The 16,140-nt window shown below is 56.8% G+C and carries 18 protein-coding genes; 10 read left to right on the plus strand and 8 right to left on the minus strand.

The features are described from left to right. Positions 1 to 178 precede the first annotated feature (178 nt). The 6 genes from YBN1229_RS01500 to YBN1229_RS01525 all read left to right on the plus strand — a co-directional run bounded on the left by YBN1229_RS01500 (position 179) and on the right by YBN1229_RS01525 (position 5,911). The gene (locus tag YBN1229_RS01500; RefSeq protein ID WP_046475857.1) at positions 179 to 520 is read left to right on the plus strand and encodes a phasin family protein; all 342 of its coding nucleotides are present in this window, start codon (positions 179 to 181) and stop codon (positions 518 to 520) included. A 292-nt stretch (positions 521 to 812) separates the two neighbouring features. Continuing rightward, positions 813 to 1,157: an ATP-dependent Clp protease adapter ClpS gene (gene clpS, locus YBN1229_RS01505; RefSeq protein WP_046479796.1), complete on the plus strand. Its 345-nt coding sequence runs from the start codon at positions 813 to 815 to the stop codon at positions 1,155 to 1,157. Between the two features lie 6 nt (positions 1,158 to 1,163). Further along, positions 1,164 to 3,635 (plus strand): ATP-dependent Clp protease ATP-binding subunit ClpA, encoded by a 2,472-nt coding sequence (clpA, locus tag YBN1229_RS01510; RefSeq protein WP_046475863.1) that lies wholly within the window; start codon positions 1,164 to 1,166, stop codon positions 3,633 to 3,635. 189 nt (positions 3,636 to 3,824) lie between these two features. Beyond that, positions 3,825 to 4,832, plus strand: a complete 1,008-nt coding sequence (locus YBN1229_RS01515; RefSeq protein ID WP_046475868.1) for a hypothetical protein — start codon at positions 3,825 to 3,827, stop codon at positions 4,830 to 4,832. Between the two features lie 3 nt (positions 4,833 to 4,835). Then, a complete protein-coding gene (locus YBN1229_RS01520; protein ID WP_046475874.1) occupies positions 4,836 to 5,570 on the plus strand; it encodes an AzlC family ABC transporter permease in 735 nt (244 codons plus the stop codon). After that, positions 5,567 to 5,911 carry an AzlD domain-containing protein gene (locus tag YBN1229_RS01525; RefSeq protein ID WP_046475880.1) on the plus strand — a complete coding sequence of 115 codons (345 nt, stop codon included), beginning with the start codon at positions 5,567 to 5,569 and terminating at the stop codon, positions 5,909 to 5,911. The genes YBN1229_RS01520 and YBN1229_RS01525 overlap by 4 nt, the downstream gene beginning before the upstream one ends. On the opposite strand, the gene YBN1229_RS01530 is transcribed toward YBN1229_RS01525, so the two are convergent. Genes YBN1229_RS01530 through YBN1229_RS01540 form a run of 3 tightly spaced genes read right to left on the minus strand, consistent with a single transcriptional unit; the run spans position 5,901 to position 8,277 of the window. Next, on the minus strand, positions 5,901 to 6,542 hold the full coding sequence (locus tag YBN1229_RS01530; RefSeq protein WP_046475884.1) for an NAD(P)-dependent oxidoreductase: 642 nt from the start codon (positions 6,540 to 6,542) through the stop codon (positions 5,901 to 5,903). The genes YBN1229_RS01525 and YBN1229_RS01530 overlap by 11 nt on opposite strands. A 60-nt stretch (positions 6,543 to 6,602) precedes the next feature. Then, the gene (locus YBN1229_RS01535) at positions 6,603 to 7,037 is read right to left on the minus strand and encodes an HIT family protein (protein WP_046475889.1); all 435 of its coding nucleotides are present in this window, start codon (positions 7,035 to 7,037) and stop codon (positions 6,603 to 6,605) included. Positions 7,038 to 7,089: 52 nt separating this feature from the next. Continuing rightward, positions 7,090 to 8,277, minus strand: coding sequence for a GNAT family N-acetyltransferase (locus tag YBN1229_RS01540; protein WP_046479797.1), 1,188 nt, complete (start codon positions 8,275 to 8,277; stop codon positions 7,090 to 7,092). A 209-nt stretch (positions 8,278 to 8,486) separates the two neighbouring features. On the opposite strand from YBN1229_RS01540, the gene YBN1229_RS01545 reads away from it, so the two are divergent. Further along, the gene (locus YBN1229_RS01545; protein ID WP_046475892.1) at positions 8,487 to 9,503 is read left to right on the plus strand and encodes a hypothetical protein; all 1,017 of its coding nucleotides are present in this window, start codon (positions 8,487 to 8,489) and stop codon (positions 9,501 to 9,503) included. Here YBN1229_RS01545 and YBN1229_RS01550 read toward each other — a convergent pair. After that, positions 9,500 to 10,270, minus strand: a complete 771-nt coding sequence (locus tag YBN1229_RS01550; protein WP_046475895.1) for a glycerophosphodiester phosphodiesterase family protein — start codon at positions 10,268 to 10,270, stop codon at positions 9,500 to 9,502. The two genes, YBN1229_RS01545 and YBN1229_RS01550, sit on opposite strands and share 4 nt — an antisense overlap. A 56-nt stretch (positions 10,271 to 10,326) precedes the next feature. Next, positions 10,327 to 10,794: a RidA family protein gene (locus tag YBN1229_RS01555; RefSeq protein WP_046475899.1), complete on the minus strand. Its 468-nt coding sequence runs from the start codon at positions 10,792 to 10,794 to the stop codon at positions 10,327 to 10,329. Positions 10,795 to 10,991: 197 nt separating this feature from the next. Here YBN1229_RS01555 and YBN1229_RS01560 point away from each other — a divergent pair, with 197 nt between their 5' ends. Continuing rightward, positions 10,992 to 11,864 (plus strand): cell envelope integrity EipB family protein, encoded by an 873-nt coding sequence (locus YBN1229_RS01560; RefSeq protein WP_052743603.1) that lies wholly within the window; start codon positions 10,992 to 10,994, stop codon positions 11,862 to 11,864. A gap of 2 nt (positions 11,865 to 11,866) precedes the next feature. On the opposite strand, the gene YBN1229_RS01565 is transcribed toward YBN1229_RS01560, so the two are convergent. Further along, positions 11,867 to 12,817, minus strand: a complete 951-nt coding sequence (locus YBN1229_RS01565; RefSeq protein WP_244464979.1) for an ROK family protein — start codon at positions 12,815 to 12,817, stop codon at positions 11,867 to 11,869. Positions 12,818 to 12,830: 13 nt separating this feature from the next. Further along, positions 12,831 to 13,112 carry a DUF3572 domain-containing protein gene (locus YBN1229_RS01570; protein WP_046475903.1) on the minus strand — a complete coding sequence of 94 codons (282 nt, stop codon included), beginning with the start codon at positions 13,110 to 13,112 and terminating at the stop codon, positions 12,831 to 12,833. A 203-nt stretch (positions 13,113 to 13,315) separates the two neighbouring features. On the opposite strand from YBN1229_RS01570, the gene YBN1229_RS01575 reads away from it, so the two are divergent. Both YBN1229_RS01575 and YBN1229_RS01580 read left to right on the plus strand, forming a co-directional pair. Next, positions 13,316 to 13,687: a response regulator gene (locus tag YBN1229_RS01575; RefSeq protein ID WP_046479800.1), complete on the plus strand. Its 372-nt coding sequence runs from the start codon at positions 13,316 to 13,318 to the stop codon at positions 13,685 to 13,687. Positions 13,688 to 13,728: 41 nt separating this feature from the next. Next, complete coding sequence (locus YBN1229_RS01580) at positions 13,729 to 15,099, plus strand: PleD family two-component system response regulator (protein WP_046475907.1); 1,371 nt, start codon at positions 13,729 to 13,731, stop codon at positions 15,097 to 15,099. Between the two features lie 742 nt (positions 15,100 to 15,841). Here the strand turns inward: YBN1229_RS01580 and rpmG are convergent. Then, on the minus strand, positions 15,842 to 16,009 hold the full coding sequence (gene rpmG, locus YBN1229_RS01585; protein ID WP_046475911.1) for a 50S ribosomal protein L33: 168 nt from the start codon (positions 16,007 to 16,009) through the stop codon (positions 15,842 to 15,844). Between the last annotated feature and the right edge of the window lie 131 nt (positions 16,010 to 16,140).

Genomic DNA, 16,140 nt, shown 5'->3' on the forward strand with positions numbered 1-16,140 from the left:
TCGAGGTGCCCAAGTTTTCGTTAACATCGGCCTGCCGTGCTCGCTTGCTCCTTGTGCAGTGCAAAAAAAATGTTTGAATCTGCGGTTGTGCGTTGCAAATATCAGGTTTCGAGCTGCCAGGGGTGCGGTCGTCCACCCCTTATTTTCCGAGAAATCTCTTCCGAATACGGAGTGGAACATGGATGTTAATGCGGCAAAGAACTTCGAGGCTTTCCAAAAGCTCGGCGAGCAGAACATGGATTCGGTGACGAAGCTGATGGACGACTGGACCAGGGGCTGGCAGGCCATTGGCGCTGAAATGACGGATTTTACAAAGCGCTCGTTGGAAGACGGTACGGCGACGTTTGGTAAGCTGATGACTGCGAAGTCATTTGAGCAGGCTGTCGAGATTCAGTCGAACTACGCCAAGCGTGCTTGCGACGAATATATGCATCAGATGACCAAGGTTGGTGAAATGTATGCGAGTTTGGCCAAGCAGGCCTATTCCCCAATGGATAAGATCTTATCAGGCGGCCGTTGAGCCGGGTTCGCGAGCGCTTTATAATCTACGCGACGGCCCGGCTCGAGCCGGGCCTTTTTTGTGTCGACATGTGTACCCATCTTAGCAGGCGGGACAACGAATTACATACCGGCTGCCCTTCGCGAGATAGCAGTGTTTAAAGCGGCAATAGTGTTGAGTGCGGCGCTAGCAAGCCGGTAAGAAGATGAGATGCTCGGGGGTTCCCGACGCGAACAGATGATTTGAGACGATGCACGTCGTATCCGGCGTGCCGTTCGAGGCGGCGATGATCGAACTTAAGAGCCCGATTCAAATGGCCGGACCCAACGGGTCCGAAGGTGGTGAGGGAGGTGACGACAATGAAGGTCGGACCGGCCTCGTCACCAAGACGCGCCCCAAAACGAAGAAACCGAGCCTATATAAGGTTTTATTGCTGAATGACGATTATACTCCCATGGAGTTCGTAGTTCATGTCCTGGAACGGTTTTTTAACAAAGGGAGGGAGGACGCCACCCGCATTATGCTGCACGTGCACCACAAGGGGGTGGGCATTTGCGGCGTCTATACATACGAAGTCGCGGAAACGAAGGTGACGCAAGTGACCGACTTTTCCCGCCAGCACCAGCATCCCCTGCAATGCACAATGGAGAAAGAGTAGGTTCTCGTGCCATCGTTCTCGAAAAGTCTTGAAGCAGCCCTGCATCGCGCGCTCGAATATGCAAACGAGCGTAAACATGAGTTTGCAACGTTAGAGCATCTGCTCTTGGCGCTCGTAGATGATCGCGATGCGGCGGGTGTTATGCGTGCTTGCAACGTCGATTTAGACACACTACGCGGACGCGTCAGCGAATATCTCGATTCAGAATTAGGTGCGCTCGTCTCTGAAACATTGGACGAGGCTCAGCCGACGAACGGCTTTCAACGTGTCATTCACCGTGCTGTCGTGCATGTGCAGTCCTCCGGGCGTGAAGAGGTGACGGGCGCCAATGTTTTGGTCGCCATCTTTGCTGAGCGCGAGAGCCATGCGGCGTTCTTCCTGCAGGAGCAGGAGATGACGCGGTTCGACGCGGTTCAGTACATCAGCCACGGTATTGCTAAACGTGCTGGGATGTCTGAGCCTCGGTCCGTGCGCGGCGTCGATGAGGAGAGCGAAGCCGCCGAGGAGAAAAAGCCCGGCCAGGACGCGCTCAACAGCTATTGTGTGAACCTCAATAAAAAGGCGCGCGACGGCAAGATCGATCCGCTTATCGGCCGTGAACAGGAGGTTCTGCGTACCATCCAGGTTCTGTGCCGTCGGCAGAAGAACAACCCGTTGTTTGTCGGTGATCCGGGCGTCGGTAAGACGGCGATCGCGGAAGGTCTTGCTCGCAAGATAATTCGCGGCGAAGTTCCCGAGGTTCTTCGCGGTGCTACGATCTTCTCTCTCGATATGGGTTCGCTGTTGGCCGGCACACGGTATCGCGGCGACTTTGAGGAACGCCTGAAGGCGGTGATGAAGGAGATCGAAAACTACCCGGGTGCGATCCTCTTCATTGACGAAATCCACACCGTGATTGGTGCGGGGGCTACGTCGGGTGGCGCGATGGATGCATCCAATCTGCTCAAGCCTGCGCTGCAGTCCGGCACGGTACGCTGCATCGGTTCAACGACCTACAAGGAATATCGCCAGCACTTCGAGAAAGATCGTGCGCTCGTCCGTCGCTTCCAGAAGATCGACGTGAAGGAGCCGACGATTGAAGACTCGGTGGAGATCCTGAAAGGTCTGAAGCCTTATTTCGAGGAGTTCCACAAGATCAAATACACGCTGCCGGCCGTGCGGGCGGCGGTTGAGCTGTCGGCGCGTTACATCAACGATCGAAAGTTGCCGGACAAGGCAATCGACGTGATCGACGAGACTGGCGCTTCACAGATGTTGTTGCCGGAGGAGAAGCGCAAGAAACGTGTGACCGTCAAAGAAGTCGAAGCGACGGTCGCGACGATGGCGCGTATTCCGCCCAAGACGGTTACGAAGTCTGATGCCGAGGTTCTTATCGCGCTTGATCGCGATATGAAGCGGCTCGTCTTCGGGCAGGATAAGGCGATTGAATTGCTGGCCAGTGCAATCAAGCTTGCGCGAGCCGGACTGCGCGAGCCTGAAAAGCCGATCGGTAGCTATCTGTTCTCCGGTCCTACCGGTGTCGGTAAGACCGAGGTGGCCAAGCAACTCGCTAGTCTGATGGGTGTTGAACTGCTGCGCTTCGATATGTCGGAATACATGGAGAAGCACACAGTTTCTCGGCTAATCGGCGCACCTCCGGGCTATGTCGGCTTCGATCAGGGTGGCCTGCTTACAGACGGTGTGGACCAGCATCCACATTGTGTGCTTCTGCTCGACGAAATCGAGAAAGCTCATCCGGATCTGTTCAACATCCTGCTGCAGGTCATGGACCACGGTAGGTTGACGGACCACAACGGTAAGTCTGTCGATTTCCGCAATGTGATCCTGATCATGACATCGAACGCTGGGGCCAGTGATCTGGCCAAGCCGCCGATGGGCTTCAATCGCAGTAAGCGCGAGGGTGAAGATACCGAAGCGATCAATAAGCTGTTTACGCCGGAATTCAGAAACCGGCTCGATGCTGTGATTCCATTCTCGGGACTGTCCCCTGAGGTGATCGCGAAGGTCGTCGAGAAGTTCGTCTTCCAGCTTGAGGCACAGCTTGCTGATCGCGGTGTCACGATCGAACTCAGCGAAGACGCATCGAAGTGGCTCGGTGAAAAGGGCTACGATGAGAAATTCGGCGCGCGGCCTCTGGCTCGTGTGATCCAGGAGAACATCAAGAGGCCACTCGCGGACGAGTTGTTGTTCGGTAAGCTCGAGAATGGCGGTACCGTCAAGGTGGTCGTCGAAGGCGAAGGACCTGATCGGAAGCTTGGCTTCGAATTCCTTGCCGCAGACCCTTCGGAAAAGAGGTCCAAGGGTACGGCGTATGACGAGGAAGAAGAGGACGAGGGCGACGAGGAACCACAGGCGGTGCTTGTTGAGGCTTCGCCGCGCAAAGCGCTTCCTGGTCCCAAAGGCGGGCGCAAGGAGAAATCCTCGCGCGGTGGCGGCACCGGTGCTGTCCCGAGTGTCCCTCGTAAGAAAGGTGAATAACCTTTAAGCTTTACGAATTGCATATCGTGGTGTGCGAAGAGGCGGCTCGGAAACGGGCCGTCTTCTTTATTTGCCTCTTCCACGGATGCATAGCTCCCATGCCGGGATAAGACTTTCGAGCTGAGGCATTGCCTTTGCTGCCACTGCGCGGTGTGATAGCGCTCCGTTCGCTAGAGGAGCAAATCAGAGATGAGCAGGCAGGCACTCAAGTACGGTGAGAATCCACAACAGCAGGCGTGGATTGCTTCCGATGACGGGAGCCAGGATCTTCTCGCAATCGGCAAGTTTACCGATCCTCATGGTCAGCCCGCTTTTACCGGCGCGCGGGACATGAGCTGGTCGAGCATTCGGGATCTGGATGCGGGCATCGAGGCAATTACGCGGATTGCGGCCGCGTTTGATGTGAATGTCGGCTCAGTGCCGACGATTGCTGTTCTGGTCACGCACAGCTGTCCGTTTTCGGCAGCTGTCGGGAGTTCAGATCAGGTCATTAACAAGGCGATACAGAGTAACTTCCGCGCTGCATTCGGCTCGTTTCTCGTTACCAATGTCGCGCTGAGCGAGCCTGTCGCTTACAAGGTTCGGCAGTGGATGGGACCGGATCGACCATTTGAGGGGATTGCTGCACCCTCTGTCGACCCTGACGTCATTCCGTATTTTGTCCGGAAGAAGGGCAAGACACATCTTCTCGCCAATCCCGCCTTGGCGTCGCTTCATCGCGATAATGTTCAGTTGGAACCGGTCTCTCGGACGGTCCGCGGAGCTACGCTGTCACAGGAACCCAATCCGTTTGTTCCCAAGTTCCCAGAGGATTGGGACGATCAGCTCAAGCGCGACATGTGCTTAGCCTGGGGGATCTGCGCGGCGAGCGCAAGCAACTGCATTACGATTGCTAACGAGGGGTTGCTCGTTGCGAACGCGTCGGGTCAACCGGAGCGAGCAGCAGCGAGTGATCTTGCGATTATCCAGGCCCGTGCAGCCAAACGCTCCAATATGCTGAAAGGGGCTGCGGTAGTGAGTGACTCGTATTTCTCTTTTGCTGATGCGTTGGATCAGCTGGCGCGGCGTAAGGTCAAGGCGATTTTCGCTACGAGCGGGTCGCTCCACGATGAAGAGGTCAAGGCCCATGTCGCGCAGTTTGATGTCATGTTCCATACGGTGCCTGACGCGGATGGCCGAATCTTCTTTGGGCACTGACGCGTGAGAGAAAATCGACGCAGCCAGCAGCTCGCTGCATTTGGCAGCGGGCTGCTGGGGACATTCAGCATTCCCGGTCTCATCTTGTTTGCAAGCGCTGCTGGTTTTGGGGCGTTGGCGCGCGACGCCGGCATGTCGCTCTTCAATACCGTATTCATGATGGGAATTTTTTTCGCGCTGCCTGCGCAAGTGGTCATGATGGATCAGTTGGCCCGCGGCGGGTCTATTATGGCGGGTACGTTTGCAGTGGCACTGACGGCTATCAGGCTGTTGCCGATGACCGTCGCATTGATGCCTCTCATCAAAGAGGAAAGGACCAATTGGCGGCAGGTGGTGGCGGTGCATTTCATAGCGGTCACCGCGTGGATTGAGGGGATGCGGCGGTTGCCCTCGCGGCCTGCTGCTTTGAGGCTCAGCTATTTCATCGGGCTTGGAACGGGGTTTGTTCTTGCCACACTGGTGGGAGCTGCTCTCGGTTTTCTCATTGCCGGTTCAGTGCCGCCCATACTGTCTGCCGCGCTTCTGTTTCTCACGCCGATTTACTTTTTTCTGTCGTTGGTCGCGACGGCACGGTCCAGCGTGGATTTTCTCGCTCTCACCTTCGGGACGATGCTTGGGCCGGTCTTCTACGTGCTTGTTCCTGGCTTCGATTTGCTCCTTGGCGGGCTTGTTGGCGGCACACTGGCATTCGTGGCGGGTAGATATCAGAAGAAGCTGTGGGAGCCTGGTAAGGAATGAACGACTTCCTTTCGACTTATCAGGCCGCGCTGGTCCTTCTGGTCGTGGCGATGTTGGCTCACGAACCCTTGCGCTGGATGGGTCTTTATCTCGGACGACGGGTTGCTGCTGACAGCGAGATTTTCGTTTGGGTGCGTGCGGTGGCGACCGCACTCGTTGCGGCACTTGTCATGCGGCTTCTGTTATTTCCGGCAGGCGAGCTGGCGCATATCGGCCTTGAAATTCGGATAGGTTCTGTCCTGGGCGGTATAGCTGTTTACTTTGCCGCGCGCCGCAATCTTGCCGCTGGCGTTGGTGGGGCCGCTGTCCTGCTGGTTCTCGCTGACTTCTTTATGAAATGAGAACCGGAGTTTTGTGCGAGAACGCGTTCTGTTCCACTTCATCAATCAAGAAGCGTGCGACGTCCGTGCGACGGATGGTGGTCAGCTGCCAGTCCTTGGGATCGGTTAGAGCGCGGTAGAGGCCCGTTGCCCGGCCGTCACGGAGCAATCCCGGCCGGACGATGGTCCAGTCGAGGTCCGATGCCTTGATGATCTGCTCCTGCACATCTTTGTCGTCGTAGATGCGGCGAAGTGTGAATGTGAACGCGAGGCGGTAGAGAGGACCCAACGCGTCGCGGCTATCGCCCGCACCAAAGCCTGTGACACAGATCAGCCGCTTCACGTCGCTTTTCTGCATGGCGTCGACAAGGATGCGTGTGGAGTCGGAAAAGAGGGTCGTTCCGCCAAGGATCGTGCCCGGGCCGATGTCGGCTCCGAGCACCTGGACGACTACGTCCACGTCGTCGAGTGCGCGTGCTACATCGTTGGCAGAGAGCGCGTCGCCTGGAAACTTTTCGAGATTTTTATCGCTGAGAGGAATATTCGATGCCGAGCGGGCGAACGCGCGCACGCGGTGCCCGGCAGCAAGAGCCGCTTTGGCCGTTTCAAGGCCGATGCCGCGGCTGGCCCCGATAATGAGCAGACTGGCCATGGCGCATTGGGTCCTTCTTATAGCGCATTAGCCTTCGCGTTCGCCTGGCCTGCGCAAAAGCTATTGGCCTTGCAGTGCCACCCGAATTTTTTCGGCGTTTTCTGCGAGAACTTCTGGCTTTTCCATTTGATCCGAATGGCGCGCGAGCGCAACGCCTTCAAAGCGCGGGATGACGTGAACGTGGAGGTGAAACACGGTCTGGCCACCGGCACCTTCGTTGAACTGCATGATGGTGACGCCTTCGGCATTGAAGGCTTTCTGCACGGCACGCGCGATTTTCTGGACGCGCGGCATTAAAGCCGTGAGGGTTTCTTCGTCGGCGTCGAGAAGGTTGCGTGAGGCGGCTTTGGGTAGGACGAGCGTATGTCCGGTGCCCTGAGGCATGACGTCCATGAAGGCCACGGCGACTTCATCTTCGAAGACCTTATGAGATGGGATTTCGCCGCGCAGGATCTTCGCGAAAATGTTGTTGTCGTCGTAAGCACCGTTGCTCATGCGCTTCCTCCTCAATATTTCCTTGCAGAGCTAAGGCGCAGGGCCGCCCCGGTCAATGGGGTTCGTCTTCGCACGCCGTTTTCTTGAAGGGTGCGTATTTGGATAGAGCCGTACCGATCTTTGCAACTTCGCGGCGTTCGCTAATCAGATAGCGCTCAACTGCTGCGGAGAGCCCAGGATCAGCGAACCAGTGCAATGAGTATGTGGTGGTTGGAAGGTAACCGCGCGCCAACTTGTGGTCGCCTTGTGCGCCGGCTTCAACACGCTTAAGGCTGTGCGTAATCGCGTATTCGATGGCCTGATAGTAGCAGACTTCGAAATGCAGAAAGGGGTGATGTTCAATCGTGCCCCAGTAGCGGCCGTAGAGGCAGTCCCCGCCGATAAGGTTGAGCGCGCCGGCGATATAGCGGTCGTTTCGTTTGGCCATGACCAGCAAACAATGATCACCGAGGCGTTCTCCGAGAAGAGAGAAGAAGCGCCGATTGAGGTACGGGTTTCCCCATTTGCGATCGCCGGTGTCTGTGTAGAACGCGTAGAAGGCATCCCAGTGGGCTTCGCTAATGTCGCCGCCACTGAGATGTTCAATGGTGATGCCACTCTCGAGTGCGGTCGCCCGTTCTTTGCGGATTGCCTTGCGTTTGCGGGATGCCAGACATGCTAGAAAATCGTCGAACGTTTCGTAGCCGTCATTGGCGAAATGGAATTGCTGGTCGGTTCGCTGCAGCAGCCCTGCGTCTCCAAGCCGTTTCCATGCATCGGCCTCCAGGAAGGTGATGTGAAGTGAGGAGAGCTCCAGACGCTGGGCCAGCTGCATCGCCGCTCGGGTCAGTATCCGCTCATTGTCTTCGGCATCTGGTCCGGGACGCGCCATGACGCGTGGGCCAGGGACCGGTGTAAAGGGGACTGCGCACTGAAGCTTCGGGTAGTACGCTCCACCAGCGCGTTGATAGGCGTCAGCGAATGCATAATCGAAAACGTATTCGCCACGGCTATTGGTTTTGACATAGCAGGGCATGACGCCGTCGACAGTTCCTTCGCTTCCCGTGAGAACGAGATGCTGCGGTATCCAACCCGCTGCCCGTCCAACGCATCCGGCTTCTTCCAGAATATGGAGAAAGGCGTGGCTGACAAACGGATTGAAGCGATCAGCGATGGGATTGGCGCAAGCGTCCCAATCGTCTGGGCTGATTTCAGCGATCGACGGGTGGACGACGATCTTGACTGTTGGAGATTGGTCCATGATCGAGGATTTTCTGGTTTCTCGCAGGCCTAGATTTTCAAGGGCATGAAAGCCGCCTGGGGGCAAATGCTTCATTGCCGGGGAAAGGCCGACCAACATCATTGCGCATGCGCCGGGGTTCGGGCAAGCTTTCGTGATGGTCATCTTTTCGTGCGGCTGGGCGGTAGTCACGAGATGGAGGCGGCCCTAGCATCTAGGGAGTGTGAGTTATGCAAGTGGGGCTGGTGCTGATTTCGTGTGCGATGGTCGCGCTCAGCACATGGGGATATCTCGCAACGTTTGCGGTATCTGCAGGGTCGGTCAGCGGCCGGGTCTTCACGCCCTTGCTGCCTTTTACCTGGGTTGATAGCCGCCGGTCTAATCCCGATGGGACGCTTGAAACGCCCGTTGGTTTTATCGATGGCCGCCCGCCTACGGCGCTTGAAGTCGCGTCGCCTCAGACGGCTGTAGCATTGACGTCGTCTCCGAAAATCGTGCGCAGTATATCGCGTAAGATAATTCCGCTGCCAGAGCGCGGTGTCAGACTCTTGGCATCCGTGCCGCTTCCGGAAAGAGTGCTGCGGTCACAAGATATCCTGACAGCCCAATGGTTGCCTGTTAGGCGTCCTGATCCGGATCTTCCGGCTGCGCGGGTTGCTGAGAGCGCCCGTACGACGGGTGTGGATATTGTTCGCGATGTCAAAACCGCGTCCATAGCCGGGCCAGTGGTCGTTATTGTGCAGGAGGCCGTAAGACAGACGGCATCGCGGCCTATGATGGACCTTGTGACGGGTTCGATCGCGCGACGTCCTGACTTTGAGGGCCGTCAGGCGTTGGGTGGTCCTCGCCCCATAGAGATCGAGCCGGTGGCGGTTGTGAAGAACTACGAAAAGAAGCAGCCGCTGATGCAGGCCGAATTGCCCGAACTTCTTCCGATCAGGGCGGGTTCGAATGCTCTCCTAAAGCTTCAGCCTATCGGATCTGCAACAAGGTTGCGGGATCCGACTTCAGAGTTCGTGATCCGTGCGGCTTCGCCTGAGCTCGTCCAGATCAGTTTGCGGACGGAAAAGGGCGGGCAGGATGTGGACGCAAAACTTTCTGTTGCGGATCGTCCGGCGACTTCACGGGGGCGTGTGTCAACACATAAGACGCCCGAGCGCAAAAGCGCGCGCAGCTATCAGCAGCGGCGCAATCGCTCGATGGCCAACTCGATCCGTCAGGCAAGACGGGCGCGCGGAGTTTACTAAGGCGTTCTTTCCGGAGGCAAAAGCCCTTCAAAAATTGGGGCGTCAGCCCAACGCGCTGCAGTCCTGAAATCTTCGGGGGAACGGACCGTCCAGGCAAAGAACGGGCGGCCGTGAACCTCTCTTGCATAACGTGTCACGGGGGTGGGGAGATCGCACACGCGGTAGGCGTAACAGTCGGGTGCGGGCGGGCCAGATTCCAAGAGGTTGGAAAGGTCCGATGCGCGTTCTGCGCCGACTATTCGCGCCAGGGGATCTTCCGGGCCTGTCGCGGCGGCAATCATGCCGCGGGGAATGGTGGGCTCAAGAGCTCGGACAAAGCTTAGAATGGCTGGGTCAAAAGACATAAGCGCTAATGGGCCAGAATAAGCCCGTATGAGGCGGATGACCTCCTTGAGAAACACCGCGTCAGGCGCACTCCATTCGGATTTGATCTCAACAAGAAGCGGAACGCGCCCTTCGACGAGTTGGAGAAATTCGTCGAAGGTGAGTATCGCAGACTTCCCGTCTCGGTAGCGCAGCCTTGCAAGATCGTCTTGGGTGAGATCTGCGACTGTGCGCGTTTCGTCCAGAAGTCGTTCTGTGGTCGGATCGTGAAATACCACCGGTCGGCTTAGGGCGGCTGGACGAATATCGCATTCGATACCGAAGCCATGTTGGATCGCCGCTAGAAACGACGGCGCCGTATTCTCGATGCGGCCCTGGCGCTCGTCATGCAAGCCGCGATGCGCGATTGGGATAAGAAATTTCTCGCGGTCGAAGCTGCTCATATGCGTTTCTGCCTTTCGCACCACGACACCGATACAGATCCAATTTTGTCCATGTATCAGTCCTTGATGCGAACAATTGCGTCGATTTCGACAGCGCAGTTTGCCGGCAGGCTGGAGACGCCTACGGCGGCGCGCGTGTGGCGGCCGGCATCGCCGAGCAATTCCACAAAAAGGTCCGAGGCACCATTTACGACGCGTGGGTGGTCAGTGAAATCCGGTGTTGCGTTGACGTAACCGGTGATCCGTACGAGTTGAGCAATACGGTTTAGGTCGCCAACTGCGGCATTGGTTTGCGCCAGAATATTGAGAGCGCAAGCAGCCGCGGCTTCCATACCCTGTTCAACGGTGAGATCAGCGCCAAGTTTGCCTGCGATGAGCGACCCGTCTGCGGCTTTGGAAATCTGCCCTGAGATGTACAACAAGTCGCCGACCACACAATAAGGGACGTAATTGGCGACGGCTGCAGGAGCGGACGGGAGGGTGAGACCCTTTGCCTTGAGGCGGGATTTAACATCATCGCTCATAGCTGCTGATCCTTTCAAAACGTAAATCTACCTTTCGGCGACAAGTTCCTGCCACCGATCCGGGTTCTATGAAATTTCGGAATTTCTGTAACACGGACAATAAGGTTACGGCGAGGGGCTCTTTGCAAGCGTGGAAAGCGTGAGTAGTGTCATGTGGGGGCTAGAGACTGGTTTGGCTCCACTTGTCAGGAGGATGGATGGCAGCGCTCCGATATTCGGGTCTGATGATTGGCGTCCTCACCTTTGCATTTTCCGGTTCTATGCCGATTGCGGCGGTCGCGGGTGCTGTGCAGTTCGTGCCGCATCGCGCCGTTTATGACATTTCGCTTGCGCGTGCGTCGCCGGGGTCCGGTATCAGCGAGATGTCGGGGCGAATGGTTTACGAACTGGTCGGAAGTGATTGCGCCGGTTACACGCAGAAAATGCGTTTCGTTACGCGGATAACCGGCCGTGACGGGGAAGCGCAGATCAACGATCTTAGAACGTCGAGCTGGGAGCAGGCGGAAGGCAAGAAGCTACGCTTCACCACGAGCCAGTACCGGAACGATCACCTTGAGGAAACGACGCAGGGGAATGCGGACCGTGGGAAGTCAGGTGACACGGTTAAGGTTCAATTGACGAAGCCGGGGCACAAGGGCCTTGAGATCAGCGGCGACGTGATGTTTCCCATGCAGCATTCTCTGGCTCTCATTGCGGCAGCAAAACGTGGGGAAGATGTATTGATGGCCGAACTCTATGATGGTTCGGAGAAGGGCGAGAAAGTTTATCTCACCAATGCTTTCATTGGCCATGAGGTTGCGACGGCCGAGCGCCTCGAAGGGGTGCCTTTAGGAGTTCAAGCTAAGGTCGACCTCAAAGGTCGTCCGGTATGGCCTATGGCGATCAGTTATTTCGACCCGCAGGAAACGCAGCAGGATTCGGTGCCGAGCTATGAGCTGTCGTTTCGACTGTACGACAATGGAATCTCGACAAAATTGTTTATCGACTACGGTGATTTCGCTGTAGAGGGTGCGCTCACGGACGTGACGTTGCTCGAGAAGACGAAGTGCGAGGGCCAAAAGGGGCGCTGACGTTAGCGGTTCTTCTCTTTTTCTAAATCCCATAGCCATGCTGCGCCGCGGGCTCCGCTCGCGTCGCCCCATTTCGGCGGCCGGATCTCGATGGTGGTGGTATCGGCGAAGAGATGTCCTGCTATCAGGTTAGGTAGAACGTCGTATAGGTGCTTCATTTGGGATAGGCCGCCGCCTAAGACGACGACATCAGGGTCGATAATGTTTGCGACGTGGGCAAGGCCGCGCGCGAGCCGTGACGCGTGACGCTCTAACGTCGCGGTCGCCGCCAGTTCACCGACGCCGGCGCGCGTTGCGATTTCTTTAGCCGTTAAACTTTCGCCCGTTACGCGTTGATGATCGGCAGCCATGCCTGGTCCGGAAGCCCAAGTTTCCAGACAACCGCGACGGCCGCACCAGCATTCAGGTCCGGGATACTCGCTGGCGTTGGGCCAGGGGAGGGGATTGTGTCCCCATTCACCGCCGGTGGCGCGTGGGCCGTCGAGGATCGAGCCGCGGTGGATCAACCCACCGCCGACCCCAGTGCCCAGGATGACGCCGAATACGCACGCTGCATTCGTGGCTGCTCCGTCAATCGCCTCGGAAAGGGCGAAGCAATTGGCGTCATTCGCTGTTCGGAGCGGCAGATCCAGAGTTGCGGCGAGATCTTTGTGGAAGGGCTGCCCATTGAGCCATGTCGAATTTGCATTCTGGACAACGTCCGTGGTTGGCGAGATTGACCCGGGCATTCCGACGCCAACGGTAACGGTTTCGGTCGCGTGCGTGACGTTGGAGCGCAACAGGTCTACGAGATCCGCTACAGTATCTAATGTTGCCTGATAGTTATGGTTGGGGGCCGCAATGCGTCGGCGGGCTAGCTCCACACCCTTGCAATCCAATAGCAGCCCTTCGATCTTGGTGCCGCCAAGATCGATTCCAATCCGCATGTTCTGGGCTGGGGCAACGGGCGGCATGGTCTCGCGCCTTTCAGTGGTCGGCGAGATGGCGATGGGCTTCAGCGATGCGTTCAGGGGGGATGCGGTTGTCAGCGGCAAAGACCAATAAGAGCGATTCGTCACGCATCAGATGGTCTAAAACTGCGGCAAGCAAATGAGGTTGCCCGGCGGTTGCTTTCAGGTCGGCCGGGCCGAGGCCAGTGAGCGCCAGAAACCGGCCGAGGCGTGTGGGATCGTCAGCCAAGAAGCGTAAGGCGTTGATTGCTAAGGTCTCAGCTTCCTCATGCGAGGGTGGTTGAGGGGATTTCGCCATGGCGGGTTACCTTGCCTTAACTCATTTTATGGAGCGCTAGCTGTCTTAAACTGTTGGTTACTGCTGGTGGGGCACTCTGACCAGCCGATCAGCTCCGTCGAATCGGTGCAAAACGGGGCTCATTCGCCAAACATTGGGTTATGGCTTATCAGGAAACGCTGATGTACGTCGAGGGCGACCAACGGACTCAGAAGGGGCTCCCAATGGCGAAGAAAGTACTTATCGTGGAAGACAATGAGCTGAATATGAAGCTCTTCCACGATTTGCTTGATGCGCATGGCTATTTGACGATTCAAACGCGCAACGGCCTCGATGCGTTAGCGTTGGCGCGCGAGCATCGGCCAGATTTGATTTTGATGGACATTCAGCTCCCGGAAGTGTCCGGCCTTGAGGTTACGCGGTGGCTCAAGGATGATGAGCAACTCAACTCCATTCCCGTTGTCGCCGTTACTGCGTTTGCGATGAAGGGGGATGAAGAGCGGATTCGTTCGGGAGGATGTGAGGCTTATATTTCGAAGCCGATTTCCGTGATGAGTTTTCTCGATACTGTGCGCCAATTTGCCGGAGCCGCTTGATGGGGCCGGTGCGTGCGTTCGGCCGCTAGGCGGATATCGCAATGACAGCTCGTGTCCTAGTCGTAGATGACATCGCTACCAATGTTAAGCTGCTCGAAGCGCGGCTAAGTGCCGAGTATTTTGAAGTGCTCACGGCGACGAGCGGCCAAGAGGCCCTAGACTTGTGCGAGCGTGAGCGGATCGACGTCATATTGCTCGACGTCATGATGCCAGGTCTCGATGGGTTCGAGGTTTGTCGCCGTCTTAAAACTGATCCCAAGACGCATCATATTCCGGTTGTCATGGTAACGGCTCTTGACCAGCCGTCAGACCGATTGATCGGGCTTGAGTGTGGCGCGGATGATTTTCTGACCAAGCCAGTCGATGACATCGCGCTGATTACCCGTGTCAAGAACCTAGCACGGCTTAAGACCCTCAACGATGAAATGATGATGCGCGTTACGACGGGGCGACGGCTTGGCGCAACTGAGCACGCCGCCCTTCAGCGTGTTCTTTCAAACGACGGCGGCCGTATCCTCTTGGTGGAGGATCATGAGCGCTCGGGGCATCGCATGACAGAGGCGCTGCAACCACTGCATGAGGTCACCACGGAGCGCTTTCCGCAATCGGCTTTGCTTCGGCTTGGGGCCGAAGACTTCGACGTCGTGGTGGTCAGTCTTAGCCTGCAAGGTTCGGATGGGTTGCGGCTTTGTTCGCAGCTTCGTTCATTCGAGCGCACACGGCACGTGCCCATAATTATTCTACTGGAAGATGGTGGTGACGCCAGGCTACTTCGTGGGCTCGATATGGGCGTCAATGATTATCTGATGCGCCCAGTTGAAGAGCATGAGCTGCTTGCGCGCGTGATGACGCAAATTAAGCGCAAGCGGCATAGTGATTTTTTGCGCGACCAGATTGAGGAGAGCTTTGAGCTCGCTGTCACCGATGGTCTGACCGGATTGCATAACCGGCGCTATATGGAAATCCATCTCGCTACGCTGGTGTGTGATGCCGTGCGGACGGGACGTGAACTTTCGGTTCTCATTACCGATATCGATCACTTCAAGGCCGTAAACGACACCTATGGGCATGACGTTGGCGATTTCGTTCTGAAAAGCGTCGCTGAGCGACTACGGCGTAATACGCGAGGCGCGGACCTCGCTTGCCGGATGGGTGGGGAAGAATTTCTACTTATTATGCCAGATACTCCCCTTTCCGGCGCTTATCAGATCGGGGAGCGTATACGTACGCGAATCGCCTCTGAAGCCTTTCAAACGCCGCAGGGGACGCGAATTCGGGTTACCTCCAGCGTCGGAATTGCGACCCTGGAAGGGGAAAATGATACTCCGGAAAGTATTCTGAAACGGGCCGATAACGCCTTGTATGCCGCCAAGCGCCGGGGCCGAAATCGTATAGCATCTACAGCGGCTTAACCCTTTTCTCCTATCTCCAATAATGTCGTTAGGAACGGTGCTAGATAGTTTCTGCCAAGTTTTGGCAGATGACAGATGAATTTTTGCGTGGTGGATTTTCCGATGTCGCCCAAATGCCGACGGAATTGGTTGGCCAGATAGGGGGAGCTGCACACGGCCACTGTCAAGCATTAACTTGCAATGTATACAATGTTCTGTCAGATTGCCGTGGGACTTAGGGAAGCAATATTTTTTCACCGTTTTTTGAACATCGAAGTGGGGATGTCTGAACATCTGCCTCGATATCGAGCGGTGATTTGAGCTCTCGCGGTATCGGGGCCGCCGCATCTCCCGTGACGCGAGGGAAAAGTGGTCGTCGTCACGGCTGGAGTGGCCTCCTCGTTGGCCGCGGCCGGCGACTACGATACCAAGCAGGTGCCGACGCCCTCTTTGGCGCCAGCTTGGTTAGCAGGCCAGGGTTCGTGATCAACTCGGGATCTTACCCCGCTGCCGAGCAGTCGCGGACCCTGGCTCCTACCGTCTCTCGCTGATCCCAGCCGATCTGATATCGGGCTTCAGCCCCTAACAAATCGCTTTTTGGTAGCCAGTGACGACCGGTGCTCTCAACCGATCTTTGCAGACCGGGCGTCCAGCCTAATCCTAAATCTACTCGCTGGAAACGACTTCTTAGCGCTAGGGTAAGGTCTGTTCGGCGCTAGGGCAGGGTTTCAGCTCACGTTTGAGTTACCGGCTCAAACGACGCTTACTTGATCTTTGTTTCTCTGAACTCGACATGCTTACGCACGACGGGGTCATACTTCTTGAAGACCATTTTTTCGGTGAGGTTACGCGGGTTCTTCTTGGTTACGTAGAAGAAGCCGGTTCCCGCGGTCGACAGGAGCTTAATTTTTTGAACGACGGGTTTTGCCATAATCGGGGAGCCTGATGCTTGGGCGCGTCGACGCCGGGCTGCACCTGCCAAGCGGTTCGCGAGTGTTGGAATGAGCCCGGCACCATACTCGGGCGTTACGTGCTGTCAAGGTGGCGTGTAGTCTGTTGGAC

The sequence above is a fragment of the Candidatus Filomicrobium marinum genome (genome assembly GCF_000981545.1).
Lineage (GTDB): Bacteria > Pseudomonadota > Alphaproteobacteria > Rhizobiales > Hyphomicrobiaceae > Filomicrobium > Filomicrobium insigne.

Bases quoted from the DNA above. Each gene is read 5' to 3' on its own strand.
- YBN1229_RS01500 (WP_046475857.1), top strand. From the start codon at position 179: ATGGATGTTAATGCGGCAAAGAACTTCGAGGCTTTCCAAAAGCTCGGC.
- clpS (WP_046479796.1), top strand. From the start codon at position 813: ATGGCCGGACCCAACGGGTCCGAAGGTGGTGAGGGAGGTGACGACAAT.
- YBN1229_RS01515 (WP_046475868.1), top strand. From the start codon at position 3,825: ATGAGCAGGCAGGCACTCAAGTACGGTGAGAATCCACAACAGCAGGCG.
- YBN1229_RS01525 (WP_046475880.1), top strand. From the start codon at position 5,567: ATGAACGACTTCCTTTCGACTTATCAGGCCGCGCTGGTCCTTCTGGTC.
- YBN1229_RS01530 (WP_046475884.1), bottom strand. From the start codon at position 6,542: ATGGCCAGTCTGCTCATTATCGGGGCCAGCCGCGGCATCGGCCTTGAA.
- YBN1229_RS01535 (WP_046475889.1), bottom strand. From the start codon at position 7,037: ATGAGCAACGGTGCTTACGACGACAACAACATTTTCGCGAAGATCCTG.
- YBN1229_RS01540 (WP_046479797.1), bottom strand. From the start codon at position 8,277: ATGGACCAATCTCCAACAGTCAAGATCGTCGTCCACCCGTCGATCGCT.
- YBN1229_RS01545 (WP_046475892.1), top strand. From the start codon at position 8,487: ATGCAAGTGGGGCTGGTGCTGATTTCGTGTGCGATGGTCGCGCTCAGC.
- YBN1229_RS01550 (WP_046475895.1), bottom strand. From the start codon at position 10,270: ATGAGCAGCTTCGACCGCGAGAAATTTCTTATCCCAATCGCGCATCGC.
- YBN1229_RS01555 (WP_046475899.1), bottom strand. From the start codon at position 10,794: ATGAGCGATGATGTTAAATCCCGCCTCAAGGCAAAGGGTCTCACCCTC.
- YBN1229_RS01560 (WP_052743603.1), top strand. From the start codon at position 10,992: ATGGCAGCGCTCCGATATTCGGGTCTGATGATTGGCGTCCTCACCTTT.
- YBN1229_RS01565 (WP_244464979.1), bottom strand. From the start codon at position 12,817: ATGCCGCCCGTTGCCCCAGCCCAGAACATGCGGATTGGAATCGATCTT.
- YBN1229_RS01570 (WP_046475903.1), bottom strand. From the start codon at position 13,112: ATGGCGAAATCCCCTCAACCACCCTCGCATGAGGAAGCTGAGACCTTA.
- YBN1229_RS01575 (WP_046479800.1), top strand. From the start codon at position 13,316: ATGGCGAAGAAAGTACTTATCGTGGAAGACAATGAGCTGAATATGAAG.
- YBN1229_RS01580 (WP_046475907.1), top strand. From the start codon at position 13,729: ATGACAGCTCGTGTCCTAGTCGTAGATGACATCGCTACCAATGTTAAG.
- rpmG (WP_046475911.1), bottom strand. From the start codon at position 16,009: ATGGCAAAACCCGTCGTTCAAAAAATTAAGCTCCTGTCGACCGCGGGA.